General features: G+C 51.8%; 8 protein-coding genes. 6 read left to right on the top strand and 2 right to left on the bottom strand.

The features are described from left to right. Nucleotides 1-230 precede the first annotated feature (230 nt). Nucleotides 231-1187, top strand: coding sequence for a pectinesterase family protein (locus GS398_RS02115; protein WP_160905083.1), 957 nt, complete (start codon nt 231-233; stop codon nt 1185-1187). Nucleotides 1188-1286: 99 nt separating this feature from the next. Then, nucleotides 1287-2714, top strand: a complete 1428-nt coding sequence (locus GS398_RS02110) for a glycoside hydrolase family 28 protein (protein WP_237488063.1) — start codon at nt 1287-1289, stop codon at nt 2712-2714. A 35-nt stretch (nt 2715-2749) separates the two neighbouring features. Here GS398_RS02110 and GS398_RS02105 read toward each other — a convergent pair whose 3' ends face one another. Together GS398_RS02105 and GS398_RS02100 are read right to left on the bottom strand one after the other, a co-directional pair. Continuing rightward, nucleotides 2750-5134: an ABC transporter permease gene (locus GS398_RS02105; RefSeq protein WP_160905082.1), complete on the bottom strand. Its 2385-nt coding sequence runs from the start codon at nt 5132-5134 to the stop codon at nt 2750-2752. Nucleotides 5135-5293: 159 nt separating this feature from the next. After that, nucleotides 5294-7798, bottom strand: coding sequence for a phosphocholine-specific phospholipase C (locus GS398_RS02100; protein ID WP_160905081.1), 2505 nt, complete (start codon nt 7796-7798; stop codon nt 5294-5296). A gap of 186 nt (nt 7799-7984) precedes the next feature. Here GS398_RS02100 and GS398_RS02095 point away from each other — a divergent pair, with 186 nt between their 5' ends. The 4 genes from GS398_RS02095 to GS398_RS02080 all read left to right on the top strand — a co-directional run bounded on the left by GS398_RS02095 (nt 7985) and on the right by GS398_RS02080 (nt 14870). Further along, nucleotides 7985-11002 carry a glycosyl hydrolase family 28-related protein gene (locus GS398_RS02095; RefSeq protein ID WP_202405927.1) on the top strand — a complete coding sequence of 1006 codons (3018 nt, stop codon included), beginning with the start codon at nt 7985-7987 and terminating at the stop codon, nt 11000-11002. A gap of 18 nt (nt 11003-11020) precedes the next feature. Then, nucleotides 11021-12301, top strand: coding sequence for a glycoside hydrolase family 2 TIM barrel-domain containing protein (locus GS398_RS02090; RefSeq protein WP_202405926.1), 1281 nt, complete (start codon nt 11021-11023; stop codon nt 12299-12301). 295 nt (nt 12302-12596) lie between these two features. Beyond that, nucleotides 12597-12929 (top strand): LytR/AlgR family response regulator transcription factor, encoded by a 333-nt coding sequence (locus tag GS398_RS02085; RefSeq protein WP_160905080.1) that lies wholly within the window; start codon nt 12597-12599, stop codon nt 12927-12929. An 81-nt stretch (nt 12930-13010) separates the two neighbouring features. Continuing rightward, nucleotides 13011-14870, top strand: coding sequence for an O-antigen ligase family protein (locus GS398_RS02080; protein WP_160905079.1), 1860 nt, complete (start codon nt 13011-13013; stop codon nt 14868-14870). The last annotated feature ends 3 nt before the right edge of the window (nt 14871-14873 follow it).

The raw sequence follows: 14873 nt of genomic DNA, 5'->3' as shown, positions 1-14873 counted from the left end.
CGTAAAAATGCCGCTACACAACATCCCGATAACGCCCGCCGCCGTTATCGCCGAAAAAAGACCGGGAACGATTGCACAAATTTATTGGCCGCTTTAGCCATAGCGGGCTATTTTTTAACATAAGTTTGATATCGCAATTATAAACAGCACCGGGAGTTTGTCGCAAAGGCCGTTTGATGCAGGGTCCGCAAATAAACCTGCAGCCGGTAACTCTATCGTTAACCAGTAAAATGAAGAAGATCGTTTTTATCATCGCAATGCTCGCCTCTTTCGCCGCCGGCGCTCAGCAACGCATTACCGTTGCGCAGGATGGCAGCGGGAACTATAGAACGGTACAGGAAGCGATCAATGCTGTTCCCGACTTTTCCGAAAAGGTGACCAAGATCTTTGTGAAGCCGGGTACTTACAAGGAAAGGATCGTGCTCGCGCGGTCGAAAATCAATGTGTTTATCATCGGCGGCGATGCAGCCACGACGATCCTCACCTGGGACGATTATGCCTCGAAAACAGATTCATCAGGTCGCGCCCTGGGTACCTCGCGCACAGCTTCTTTTTATGCCTATGGGGCAGGCTTTACCGCCACCAACATCACGTTCGAGAATTCGTCCGGGCCGATAGGACAGGCGCTGGCCATCTATGTGGGTGCAGACCGTGCGCGGTTTTTCAACTGTCGTTTCCTGGGTTTCCAGGATACCATTTTAACAAACAACGCGGGCGACCGCGAGTATTATTACAATTGCTATATAGAAGGTACCACCGATTTTATCTTCGGCCCTGCCACCGCCCTGTTCGAAAAATGTAAGATCTTTTGTAAAAAGGGCGGCATGTACATCACGGCGGCTTCTACACCCGATACGGTGAAATATGGCTATGTGTTCCTCGGCTGCGACATCAGCGGCAGCGCGCCCGAAAACAGCTTCCACCTGGGCCGCCCCTGGAGGCCGTTTGCCAAAGTGGTTTTTATCCGGTGTAACCTGGCGAGCGTTGTAAAAGACCTGGGGTGGCACAACTGGTTGAAGCCCGGGAACGAAAAAACCGCGTATTATGCGGAATACAAAAATACCGGTCCCGGCTTCCAGCCGGATAAACGCGTAGCATGGTCGCACCAGCTTACGGACGACGAAGCCAAAGCTTACACCAAAACACAGATACTGAAAGGCTGGGACCCGGCGCTGAAAGACAAGTAACCACCAATTATGACCAGCGCCGTTGCATGGCTGGATCCGATGATGCCTGCGAATTAAATAAACTGTTAACTGCTTATAAATAAACACATTTGTTACGCCATGATCCTTAAAAGAAACCCCGTTCCCGTACTGCTTTCGTTAACTGTTGTTATGTTGTGGCTGGCATGTGCTCCCGCCAATAAAGCATTGGTCTGGAAATCGGCTTCAACACCCTGGGCCGCCATGGAAAAACTAAGGAAGCAGATAAAGCCGCCGGTATTTAAAACCCGCGACTTCCCGGTAACGGCATATGGCGCCATAGGCGATGGCAAAACCAAAAACACCGAAGCATTTAAAAAAGCCATCGAAGCATGCAGCAAAGCAGGTGGCGGAACCGTCTCGGTGCCTCCGGGTACTTTTTTAACCGGGGCGATCTATTTGAAGAGCGACGTAAATCTTCACATGGCCGACGACGCGAGGATACTCTTTAGCCGCGACCCTAATGATTATCCCATCGTATTCACCCGCTGGGAGGGGATGGAATGCATGAACTACTCCGCCCTGATCTACGCCTATGGCGAAAAAAATATCGCGATCACAGGCAATGGCGTACTCGACGGCAACGCCGACGGCGATAACTGGTGGAACTGGAACAGCAAGGCGGCAAATGGCGGTCCCGCTAAACAAGTAGCTGCCCGGAACAAGCTCCACGAGCTAATGCACCAGCAAACCGAACCTAAAACACGGGTATTTGGCAACGGCTCTTTTTTGCGCCCCAACATGGTGCAACCCTATAACTGTAAAAACGTGCTGATCTCCGGTGTAAAGATGGTGAACTCGCCCATGTGGTTTATGAACCCGGTGCTTTGCGAGAATGTGACCATTGAAAAAGTACGCGTGGTTTCTCACGGCCCCAATAATGATGGCTGCGACCCCGAATCGTGCAGGAACGTGCTTATTAAAGATTGTCATTTCGATACCGGCGACGATTGTATCGCGATAAAATCGGGCCGCGATGAAGATGGACGGCGCATCGGCCGCCCTGCGGAAAACCACATCATAGAAGGGTGCGAAATGAAAGACGGCCACGGCGGCGTAACCATCGGCAGCGAAATAGCCGGCGGAGCAAGGAATATCTACGCCATCAACTGCGTAATGGATTCCCCTAACCTCGATCGCATCCTGCGCCTTAAAACCAGTTCTTCCAGGGGCGGCATCATCGAAAATATTTTCATGAAGGATATTAAAGTAGGCGCGTATAAGGATGCTGCCGTATCAGCCGACATGTTTTACGAAACCCCGGGGAGCTTCATACCTACCATACGAAATGTATGGGTCGAGAACCTGGAAGTGACCAAAGGCGGCGGCTATGGCATCTACGTGCGTGCTTACAGGGCTTCGCCGGTGCAGCACCTCCGCATCATCAATTCGACACTCAACGGAGTAAAAATCCCCTATAAGATTGATTACGCTACCGACCTGGTCTTTGAAAATGTGAAGATCAACGGCGCGGTGGTCAACGTACCTGATACGCTGAAAAAGAAATAACCTTCTCCGTATCTTGCTGATCACCCGGAAGGATCTCACTCCGTCCTCAAACTCCTCACCGGGTTCGCAGAGGCGGCCCTGATCGCCTGGAAGCTTACCGTAACCGCGGTAACAGCAACGGCCCCGGCACCGGAGCAAGCAAAGATCCACCACGATAATTCGGTCCGGTAACTATAGTTCTGCAGCCACCCGAACATGAAATAATAAGATAATGGCACCGCAATAAAGAACGCGATAAGCACCAGTACCACGAAATCTTTTGACAACAGGCCCCACACGCTCCATGCCGAGGCGCCGAGCACTTTTCGTACGCCGATCTCTTTCTTCCGTTGTTCGGCAACAAACAGGGTAAGGCCGAAAAGCCCGAGGCAGGAGATCACAATGGCCAGGGCGGTAAAAATGCCGGCCAGTTTTCCCACCCTTTCCTCTTCACCGAATTTGACGGCGTAGTCGTCGTCTACGAATTTGTATTCGAACGGTTGATCGGGGTTGTACTTTTTAAACACGGTTTCCACTTCGTTTACCGCCTGTTTAACGCTCGGCCCGCGGTTAAGCCGTGCTACGACCACGTTGCCAGGGTAAGAAAGCAGTGAATAAATAATGGGCTTCACCTCGTCGTAAGGCGATTCGGCCACCATATTGCGTACTACACCGATCACCGTTAGCGGCTTGTTCCACCAGGTGACTGTTGTGCCTACCGGGTGATCGAGTTGCATGTAACGCACGGCCGCTTCGTTTAAAATAACTGCCGTCGAATCTGAAGCAAACGCTTTGGAGAAGCCACGGCCCCGGCGCATCTGCCAGCCGATGGTGCTGCCATATTCGTACGAAGCGGTAATTACGCCGAAATCGGTTGAAACTTCCGGGTCTTTTCCCGGCCAGCTGAAGCCGCTGGTGGTATTCCAGACCCCGGTAAGCGGACTTTCTGATTCGGCTACGGACGCCACCGACCCGGTTTGTATCAGGTCGCGCTTTATGGCCTCGAAATGGGTGTGTATCGCCGGTCCGCCAACCGGGATAGTTATGAGGTTATCCCGTGAATATCCGACGGGGCGGTCCTTTGCAAATTGAATTTGGCGGTATACCACGATCGTCCCGATAACGAGTGAAACGGAAACGCTGAACTGCAGCACGACCAGCATCTTGCGCGGGAGGCTTGCCAGCCGGCCGGCTTTGAACGTACCTTTTAATACCGACACCGGTTTAAAAGAAGAAAGATAGAATGCCGGGTAGCTCCCGGAAATGACGGCTGTGAACACGATAAATGCGGCGCAGCCGGTCCAGAACAACGGCTTGTCCCACGCAATATGCAGGTTTTTTGCAGACACTTCGTTAAAAAATGGCAGCGCCAGCCGGGCAATTGCGATAGATAATACAAACGCACAGACAACGGTGAGCAGCGATTCGCCGAAAAACTGGTAGATGAGCTGCGTACGTAACGAGCCGATCGTTTTACGGATGCCTACTTCCCTAGCGCGTTTCTCGCTGCGCGCCGTGCTCAGGTTCATAAAATTGATGCATGCCAGTAACAACACAAATAGACCAATGATCCCGAACATGCGTACATAACGGATGCCGCCACCTGCGTTTACGCCGTCTTTAAATTCGGAATATAAGCGCCAGTTGCTCATCGGCTGTAAAAACAGGGCGGGCTTTTTTTTCTGCAGTTGCGCATTCACTTTCCTGAGCTTTGCATCTTTGATCTTTGCGGATACGCTTGCAAAGTCGGCCCCCTCCCTGATCTGCACGAACAGCGTGGTGAAGTTGGGCCGCCAGGGGTCCTCGGTATCCTTAAAGTTGTTGTTAATCCGGGCATAGAAATCCCAGGGTGCAATGAAGTCGAGCCTTGCAAAAGTGGAATTGGACGGGAGGTCGGCATACACGCCTGCTACCTTTAGCGGTGGGGCATCGTTCACCCGGAACACTTTTCCAATAGCCTCCTCATCACCAAAAAAGGCTTTTGCGGCCGAAGCGGATACGAGCACCGATGATGGGTCTTGAAGCGCGTCCCGCGATCCGCTAAGCATATCGAGCGTCAGCAGTTCCGGCAGTTCCTTTTCGAAAAAGCCGCCGGTTGATTTTAGTTTTTTATCGCCGATGGTGAGCCGGTGTTCTCCCCAGTTGGCGGCCATCACGATCCGCTCAAAATCATTTCCATAGTTCTTTCGTAACTCTTCGGCCAGCGGAAACGGCACGTTCCCCCATGTTTGCACTTCTCCATTGTTGTTGAGGTGCTGCATGACCTGTGCAATGCGGTCGTAGTTTTTAAATTTTCTGTTAAACGATAGCTCGTCATAAATCCATAGCCCGATCAGGATAGCTACGGCCATTCCAATGGAAAGGCCAACGACATTGATGAACGAATGCGCTTTGCCTTTTACAAGGTGTCGCCACGCGGTTTTAAGGTAATTTTTAAGCATACGGCTGCGAAAATTAAATCACCGGATGCGCTCCAATAACTATACCCTTGGAGTAAGTAATTGCTGATCAGGACTTTGAATAAAGATCCTTTAGCGGAAGTGTTCGATAACGGACAGCTTGGCGTGCGATTATGTGGTATCTTATTTGGTGAGCAGGTCTTACACCACTCCGCCCAGCAACGGGTCCGTTTTAGTTATTTCCCCGGTTTCCACCCGGCCCGCAAACCGTTCTTCGAACCGCGCGTAACCATTGGCGTTCACCACTACATCATACCAGTTATGGCTTTTGGCGGCGTTCACCACGAGCGAAACCGTGGCCCTGGAGGCGATCAGCTTCTTCTGGCTCCCTGTTTGATAACTCGCGTCTTTCACTTCCACGGTGTGGGGGTTCGTATCGTTGTTGGTAATCTGCACCACTACGTTGCCCGAGAGCTTTGCGTTGTTCAGCTTGTTGCGCTCGTAGGTAAGGCTGATCTTTAGCAACGGATTTTTGGCATCCCCTTTAAATTCGCGGTAGAAACCGTTAGGGCCATGCGCTTTCAGGTGGTAAACGCCGTCTTTAAACCCGGCGAGGTTCCATTCATCCTGCAGGGTGTCGCCGGCAATGGCGGCGTAATCGCGGGTATAATGGGCGCCGTCCTGGTAATCGTTTATCATGTAAACGCAGAACGGGGCGCCAGCAGCTTTCTGGCCGAATAAAGCGTTTCCGGCTTTAAACGTAATGCCGAACGTGTTTCCTGCTTTGTTAAACTGGCCGTCGGCGTACAGTTCGTAAGGCAACGGATTCGCCTGGCGTATCCCTTTTTCCTGTTTGGGGAGGTGGGGAGAGCCCGATGGTTCGGCATTGAACTGTGCGATCGCTTCCGCGTTCAGTTTGTTGTAATTATCCGGTTCGCGGTTAAACTGGCCATGGTGGATGAGCTCGATGAACGGATCCTTTTGCAGGAAGGCGGGCTTTGCCGTTTCCTGGTTGTTATACGGGCGAAAAGCGGAAGTAAGGTCGCCGCAGATGGCACGCCGCCACGGACTGATGTTTTCTTCCTTCACCGTCTTCTTTAATTTCTTTTCCAGGAAGTTCTCTACGAACTGTATCGAAGAGGTATGGTCAAATACCTCAGAGCAGACATAACCACCGCGCGTCCAGGGAGAAGCGATCACCAGCGGTACGCGGAATCCGAGCCCGATCGGTCCCTCGCGGAGGTTGGCTGGCGAAGCCGAGGGGTTATACTGCTGTTCGTTGGTTGCAAAATCGAGCTTCGTATCCAGCGCCTTCGAAACTTTGCCCGTATGCTCTTTATATGGATTGGGAACCACGAACGGGGGAACGTGGTCAAAATACCCGTCGTTCTCATCATAGGTGAGGATGAAAATGGTTTTCTTCCATACTTCAGGATTCTTTGTAAGGATTTCCATGATCTCGCTTACGTACAACGGCCCGAACCAGGGATTAGAAGGATGATCTGACAGGTTTGCCGGCGGCATCAGCCAGGAGACGGTAGGTAAGGCGCCGTGTTCCACATCATGCCTGAATTGGTGGAGCACATCACCTTTTGGGATCTTCAGCTCCCGTTCGGTGCCTTTATCGCTGTATTTGAGCGTAGTGAGCTCGTGGTAATCCGGGTCGCCGCTGTTGGTGGCGAACGCCTTGGCGATCAGGTTTTTCTCATGGTCCGAAAGCTGGTTGTACTTCTCCATGGTGTAGGTGAGCCGGTCCGTTTCGATCCGCGCCAGCAGCCTTCTTGCCGCCGTGATCTTTTGGGTAATTTCGGCGCTCACCGCTTGTTTTTCCAGGTCGTCTATCTGTTTCAGCAAATTCCCGCGTTTTTGATCCAGCGCGGCTATTGCGCCAGGATGAAGCTTCACATTGTATTGTTTGAAGTACTCCATCACGTTAGTGCCAAAATTGCTGAGCCAGGCGGCGTTTTCTCCTGCCAGGATAGAGCCTGTACTGATCTCGTTCTGGTAGATCTTCCAGGAGACGCCTTGTTCTTCGAGGCGCTCGGGATACGTTTTCCAGGGGAGAGGCGCTTCATTGGCGCTGAAGTTCCAGAGATGTGCCAGCGCTTCGGGCTCGTTCCACTCGCGTACGGTACCGCTCATCCAGTAGTAGCGGTTGGAGTGTGTGCCGGTAATGCTCGAGCAGAAACTCTGGTCGCATACGGTAAAAGCATCTGCCAGGGAGTAATAAAATGGGAAATCATTCCGGTTACCATACCCCAGGGTAAGCGGGGCTGACGGGTATTTCGACGACTTTTTCACATCGAGCCACCTGTTGTACCGACCCATATTGCGGGCATCGGTTTGGTTGGCCCAGTTATGCGGTACCGAGCCCATCCAGGCTACTTTGGTGTCGCGGACGTCCATTTTAAACGGGGCATGCGTGTCGCCATCTTTATTCGACTGCAGCCACACCTTGTTTTTGTTCGGAAGATCGACAGCCCGGGGATCGTTAAAACCGCGCACTCCCTGTAATGCGCCAAACACGTGGTCGAACGAACGGTTCTCCTGCATAAGGAACACGATATGCTCCGCGTCATAGAAGGTGGTTCCCGGATCGGGGCTGATAGCCAGCGCCTTCTGGATGGCCGGCGGCAGCATGTTCATCATTACTGTGCTGCCCGATAGCAGGGCCGCTTTCTTTAGGAAGTCTCTCCGGGTGTCCATGTTGGCAGATTAAATACGAATGCGGTAAAGTTACCAATGACCTGTTAAAATAGCGTTAAGTAACAATAATGAATGCTGATTTGGGTTGACCGTTCGGTGGCTTCGGCAGGCGGCTTCTTAAATAAATTGAAATAATTATCACTTTATAGCAGAACCTTCCCCATTTTTAACAAACGGTTCATCGAAATGAAAAATACACACCGGTTCCTTTTGTTTAACGGTATGTTTATCCTGCTGCTGGTTGTCGGCGGCCTGGGGCAGGTCCGCGCGAACGACGGGTCGATTTACACACAAAAGCCCAACGACCCCGAGGCCTTCTTTTTTACCCCTGGGAAGTACAATATTAAAGCGGACGGGAAAACGGATGTGTCTGCATCCTTACAAACGGCGATCAATGAGCTGAAACGTGCGAAAAACTTCGGCATTCTCTTCATCCCGGAAGGAAAATACCTACTGACCAGGACCATCCAGGTGCCTGCGGCCATACGGCTGATCGGTTACGGCAAAACGCGCCCTGAGTTTGTGCTGGGCAAAAACACGCCCGGTTACCGGGAACAGCAAAACTATATGGTTTGGTTTACAGGCGGCCTTGTGCAGGAGGGGCGCGAACCCGCCGACGCCGGTGCGGGAACGTTTTACAGCGCCTTGTCGAACATCGATTTCCGGATCGAAAGCGGCAACCCGGAGGCCATTGCCATCCGGTCGCATTTCGCACAGCATAGCTTTATCAGTCACTGCATCATCAACATCGGCGAAGCGAAAGCGGGGATCTATGATGTGGGTAACGAGATAGAGAACGTAAAGTTTTACGGGGGGCAGTACGGCATTACGTCGTCGCGCACCTCGCCCGGCTGGCCCATGATGATGGTCGACACGTATTTTGAAGGCCAGCGAAAGGCCGCCATCCTCACCCGGGAAGTGGGGTTGACCATTGTGAACATGTACGCTAAAAACGTGCCCGTGGTGGTGGAGATGCAGGAAGACCGGGTCGATCGCCTTTTTATCGAGAATTCTTTCTTTGAAAATGTTTCGCAGGCGGGCATCATCGTGAGCAAAGAGAACAATGCCTTCTCCCAGCTGAACCTGCTGAATGTGGATTGCAGTAACGTGCCGCTGCTGGTTAAGTTCGCGCAAAGCGGAAAACGTGCCGGGGTAAAAGAGAAGCTTTACAAAGTGCAGGAATTTACCTATGGCCTGGTAATGGCCGATATGGAAACACCATCAAGGTATGAAACGATCAGCAAAATTGCGCCGCTCGGTACTTTTCCGAAAAAAATGGCCATGGATATGGTGCAGCTGCCGGCAATGAATACCTGGGTGAACATACGTGACCTGGGCGCAAAAGGCGATGGCGAAACAGACGATACCCAGGTGTTCCAGGATGCGATAGCGGCGAATAAAAATATTTATGTTCCCCAGGGCTGGTACCGCATTACCCGCACCCTGAAGATGTCGCCGGGCACCAGGCTGATCGGCTTGCATCCCTTTGGTACCCAGTTCGTGCTTAAAGAGAGCGAAGCGGCTTTCAGCGGGTTCGGCACGCCGCAGCCCGTGGTCGAATCGTCGGCGGGTGGCGATGATATAATTAACGGCATTGGTATCAATACCGGCGCCTATAATTACCGGGCTGTAGGGCTGAAGTGGATGGCATCGCGGCACTCGCTGATCAACGACGTAAAGTTTGTAGGCGGACACGGCACCATGCGTAAACCCGACCCGGCGAATGCACAGCCTCCGTCCAGGAGTGGAGGAAACAGGGGCGGGGGCCAGGTGAGCTCGCCGTCCAACCCGGTAAGCGCTACGGGCATGGACCTTGCCTGGGATAACCAGCATTGGAGCCTTTGGGTAACTGATAACGGCGGGGGCACCCTGAAAGATATCTGGACGGCCTCTACCTACGCGGCGAACGGGTTTTACGTAAGTAATACCAGCACGCCGGGCAGGGTGTACGCCATGTCGCTGGAACACCACGTACGAAACGAAGCACGGTTTGAGAATGTGTCGAACTGGAAAATGTATGCGTTCCAGTTCGAGGAAGAAAGCCGCGAGGGGCATGACGACCAGATGGTGGAGATCTCCAACAGCAAGAACCTGATGATAGCCGGCATGTGGATGTACCGGGTGATCCGTGTAAACACGCCGAAAGCTTTCGGGGTAAGGATCTGGAACAGTGAAAATATCGATTTCAGGAACGTGCACAACTACACACAGATCTTACCGGTAATAGAGGCGCCGGTGTACGACGTGAATAAGGAGCTGCCCGTATACGAATGGGATTTCGCCCGTTTAATGGTTACCGGCAGAGAAAAAGGACGAAAAGTATTGACCGACCGGCCGGGGGTGGTGGAGAAGGTGGCCACGGGATTTGAATTTGCCGCCGGTGCCACTGCAGACAGTAAAGGGAACGTATATTTCGGCGAGAACCGGATGAAACGCATCTACAAGGTCTCGGCAGAAACCGGGGCGCTTTCGCTGCTCGCCGACTACCCCTGGAAGCCCTTTACCCTGACGACTGATACGCGCGACAACCTGCTGGTGATCTTCCGGTACGACCCGCAACCGGGATACATGGTGAATGGTGTGCAGGAAACGGTGTCCCGTTTGCCGGATGATAACCCGATGTACAGCGGCTGGGGCAACAGCGGCTGGGCGGCCCTGGCCTACTCGATCGACCCCGATAACCCCGACCAGTCTATGAAACCAATGCCCCGCGTGCCGACAAACCAGGTGACGGGTGTAAAGAAAGTGGTTCACCCATCGAGCAGGTGGCGCGGCGACTTTGATAAAACCGTATCCAGCATGCCGGCGTACAGCTTTGTGGCGCCGGATGGCGTAACCATTATTCCCGAAACGTATGACCTGGGCAGGTCAACCGCGTTAACGGCGGTTACTCCCGGCCAGTCGCAGCCGGTATTCATTGCCAAAGAGAACGATAAGACCACGGTGCGGCTGGACGTTTCGCCGGAAGGAAAACTGGTTAACATGAAAGAGGTGCATCCCCAGGGCCAGTACGGGAATATCGTAGATGGCGAGGGAAATCTCTACATCGCCGACGGGCAGATCTATGTATACAATAAGGACGGGAGGGAGATTAAACGGATCATGGTAAATGAGCGCCCTATATCTATCGCCATCGGCGGAAAGGACAAGAATACGTTGTACATTACCACCAGTACGTCGCTTTATAAAATGAAAATCAAATAGGTAACCCAGAACACCCGCATGAGAACCCCGATCGTTAAAATTTTTAGCTGCTGCCTTTTCGTGATGTTAAGTGCAGGCGTTTTGGCGCAGCCGGTAAAAGTAACCGTCAACCAAACTAAGGATGGCTTTTCGCTCATGCGAAATGGCAAACCATATTTTATTAAAGGCGCCGGTGGATCGACCAAAATGGAACAGTTGGCTGCATTTGGCGGCAACTCCATCCGCACCTGGGGCAGCCGTAACTCGGGCCCGACACTGGACAAGGCCCAATCACTTGGTCTTACCGTAACGCTTGGCCTGGATGTGGCCCGCGAGCGCCATGGTTTTAATTATGGTGATACGGCCGCGGTACACCAGCAGCTGGAGAAGCTGAAAAAAGAAGTGATCGCCTACAAAGATCACCCGGCCGTGATCATCTGGGGAATTGGCAACGAGCTAAACCTCGATTATAAAAATCCCAAAGTATGGGATGCGGTGAATGACATTTCTAAGATGATCCATCAACTGGATCCCAACCACCTGACCACCACCATGCTCGCAGGCGCTAACGCGAAGGTGATCGGCGACATTAAAGCCCGGTGCCAGGATATCGATCTCCTGTCGGTGCAGGTGTACGGCGGTTTGGCCAGCGTACCCGGGCAGATGGCCGGCGCGGGGTGGACCAAAGGTTATATGGTAACTGAATGGGGACCGACCGGCCATTGGGAAAGCAAGATCCTGCCCTGGAAAGCGGCGGTAGAAGAAACCAGCAGCGAGAAGGCTGCCGTTTACCGCAGCCGTTACGAGGCGTCGATCGCAAAGGACAAGCATTGTGTTGGTTCTTATGTATTTCTTTGGGGACAGAAGCAGGAACGCACTCCCACCTGGTATGGATTGTTCACCGAAGCCGGCGAATCGTCGGAAGTGGTGGATGTGATGCAGTATCTCTGGTCGGGCAGCTGGCCCAAAAACCGGGCGCCTCACCTCGATTCGCTCCTGCTCAACGGCAAGCGGCTTCCTGAAGCCATTTACCTGGGCAAAGACCAGCAATACCCGGTGGCGGTATTTGCCTCCGATCCCGACAAGGATAAATTAAGTTACCGCTGGGAATTGCTTCCCGAAAGCACCGACCTTGGGCAGGGCGGCGACCGGGAGAGCCGTCCGAAAGAAATACCTGGCCTGGTTACCGACCGGTTCCCCAAAGGGGCCACACTTACCACGCCTGGCAAGCCGGGACCATACCGCTTGTTCCTGTACGTAATGGACGGCAACAATAAGGTGGCCACCGGGAATGTGCCGTTCTTCGTAAAAGAAGATTGAAAAAGCCGGTTACTGTTGACAGGTGAGATATAGGGGCGTTGACTGCATAAAGGTAAGGAAAACTTATTTTTGCAATAAGTTTCATTATTTGTCCAAGGTCAATATATTAGTATATTCGTTTGACCTCTCACCGGTTACAGACAATCTAAATTAGCTATCTCAATTACATGGAATAACCTGTATGTTGATACGGGCGGGGATTCTTGTTTCAACATTTATTCCATTCAATAGTTACTCACGGCTGTGGAGATGGCCTGGATAACCTGCTGCACACATTCAGACCTGATTTTATACTATGACCAAAATCGTAATTCATTCCCAGGATCATTTGCATATTATTAATACTGACGACATTATCTTCTGTCAGTCTGACAATGGTTATACCGATATAAATTTGGCGGAGGGAGAGAAGCTGACCATCTCCAGGTCTTTGTCAAGATTTTCGGATGAGTTAGACGAAAGTAAGTTCATAAGGGCTAGTCAATCTTACCTGATCAATATCGATTATGTAAAGTCCATCGACAAGAAGAAGCGGATCATCCGGCTGTTTGATGGAGCAAAGATACCGTTTACAGGTACGATCAAGGAACTGCTTGGGATGATCAGTCGTACCGTAATGTCGCCCTGACCTTTCCCAATATGATGAGAAATCTCCGCCGAAGCATCCGGTGATATAGATCAATAACCAGTTATACTCAAATTTCCTTTTATGAAAATTAATATAGGCAACGTCTTTTCTGTAGTTATACTTTCGGTCCTGCTGGTCCTGTTTTGCGGCATCGCCCTGGCAGCTACGTGGGAGGCGCCCCGTGGTGCCGACACCGGGAAGTTCTTTATTTATACCGGTGCCGCCTTGTTACTCCTGGTTTTAAGTGCTGTTCAATTGGTTATCGCGGGTAGGCAGGTAAAGCTCAATAAGATCGATTTTTTGTTGCTGGTGTTATATGGATATGTCATATTAAACAGGTACGTATTTCAATCGGATCCTGTTTTCTCGCTTCCCTATTACGAGTTCTGCGGTTTGGGAATCGGCTACCTCATCCTGCGTCAGCTAACGCTGAGGCACCTGTATTTCCTGCTCATTGCGATGGTGACGGGAGGTTTTTTGCAGGCGGTTTATGGCAACCTGCAGCTTTACGGGATCTACGCCCTTAATAACGGGGCGTTAACGGGGAATTTCAAAAATACGGAACTGTACGCGAATTACCTGGCTACCTGCTTCCCGGTTTCGTTAGGGCTGTTTATGTTCCACAACGAGTTAAGCGCACGCTTTCTCCAGGCGGGGACGCCTTCTAAGCCCGGACACCGGGGAATGTGGTTGTTAACCAGGTATGTACCGCTTGCGGGAGCAATTGCAGTGATATTAATGTCGGGCGCCACGCGGTCTATGCCGGCATTGTTTGCGATGGGAGGTAGTACGCTGTTGCTGTTAGGTTTTAAGTACCAGGTTTTAACCCCCGGCAGCCAAGTGGCCGCAGAAAAAAAAGAACGGAAAACAATTGGATTGGCTTTGTCGGCGCTTTTACTCGGAGGCGTACTGGCGGGTGCATATTTTTTTGGTGGCGAAGCGAATAAGGGGCGGCTGCTGATCTGGAAAGTAAGTGCCATATTGGCTTCGGAGCGGCCGTTGACCGGGCATGGGTTTGATCGCTTTCAAAGCGTATATATGAACGGGCAGGCAAAATACCTTGCCGCGGCTTCTCAAAATGAAACAGAAGTTTCAGGTAACGTGACTTACGCATACAATGATGTATTGCAGTTTACGGTGGAAAACGGGTTAGCGGGTATTTGCTGCATTCTGCTGGTGGTCGTTACGTTTTTTATGTTTAAGAAACAGCGGTTTGAAGCCGTCCACCAGGTCGCGTTATCGGGTATCCTTTCAGTCGCGCTGCTCGCTTTTCTTTCCTTTCCTATGCAGGAGCTGGCCATAAAGCTTGGCCTGGTACTTTTCCTGGCCATCGTTATCGCGGCTTTTGATGCTGCCGAAACGGATGGTTCGCGCGCTCCCCGGCCCGGCCGGGCGTTTAAAGGCATTGCGCTGCTGGGGGCGTTAACATTTTCTATCTTCGGCTTTAACCGCGTGGTTACTTTATACAAAGGTTATACTACCTGGAACAGGGCCGACGATTACTACAAGGAGGACGAGCACGATAAAACCGCCGCTAACTTTTATTACGACCAGGCATACCCGCTTTTCGCGCGGAATGGCGAGTTTCTTGCAAGCTACGGCAACTCGTTGTCGCACGATCATGACACGGAAAAAGCGATAGCGATCCTGCTATCTGCCAGAAACTACCGGGATAACAGCGCCACCGAGATATTGCTTGGTAATAGTTACAAGGACCTGAAAAACTTCAAGTTAGCAGAACAGGCGTATTTGCGGGCCCACCAAATGGCACCGAATAAGTTTTACGCGAGGTACTCGCTTGCCACACTATATATGGAGGCTGACCAGCGAGACAAAGCCCGCGAGATCGCCTTAAGCCTGCTGAATAAAAAGGATGTGGCCAGAACGCCGGTGGTAGTACAGATGCTGGATCAGCTGAAACAGATCGTCAAAGCAAAATAGCCG

The organism is Hufsiella ginkgonis (assembly GCF_009834915.1).
GTDB lineage: Bacteria > Bacteroidota > Bacteroidia > Sphingobacteriales > Sphingobacteriaceae > Hufsiella > Hufsiella ginkgonis.
Note: the sequence above shows the minus strand (reverse complement) of the source record. Positions and strands in the feature narration are given on the sequence as shown.

Excerpts from the sequence above, each read along its gene's own strand:
- GS398_RS02100 (WP_160905081.1), bottom strand. The coding sequence starts at position 7,798 with ATGGACACCCGGAGAGACTTCCTAAAGAAAGCGGCCCTGCTATCGGGC.
- GS398_RS02085 (WP_160905080.1), top strand. The coding sequence starts at position 12,597 with ATGACCAAAATCGTAATTCATTCCCAGGATCATTTGCATATTATTAAT.
- GS398_RS02105 (WP_160905082.1), bottom strand. The coding sequence starts at position 5,134 with ATGCTTAAAAATTACCTTAAAACCGCGTGGCGACACCTTGTAAAAGGC.
- GS398_RS02090 (WP_202405926.1), top strand. The coding sequence starts at position 11,021 with ATGAGAACCCCGATCGTTAAAATTTTTAGCTGCTGCCTTTTCGTGATG.
- GS398_RS02080 (WP_160905079.1), top strand. The coding sequence starts at position 13,011 with ATGAAAATTAATATAGGCAACGTCTTTTCTGTAGTTATACTTTCGGTC.
- GS398_RS02095 (WP_202405927.1), top strand. The coding sequence starts at position 7,985 with ATGAAAAATACACACCGGTTCCTTTTGTTTAACGGTATGTTTATCCTG.
- GS398_RS02115 (WP_160905083.1), top strand. The coding sequence starts at position 231 with ATGAAGAAGATCGTTTTTATCATCGCAATGCTCGCCTCTTTCGCCGCC.
- GS398_RS02110 (WP_237488063.1), top strand. The coding sequence starts at position 1,287 with ATGATCCTTAAAAGAAACCCCGTTCCCGTACTGCTTTCGTTAACTGTT.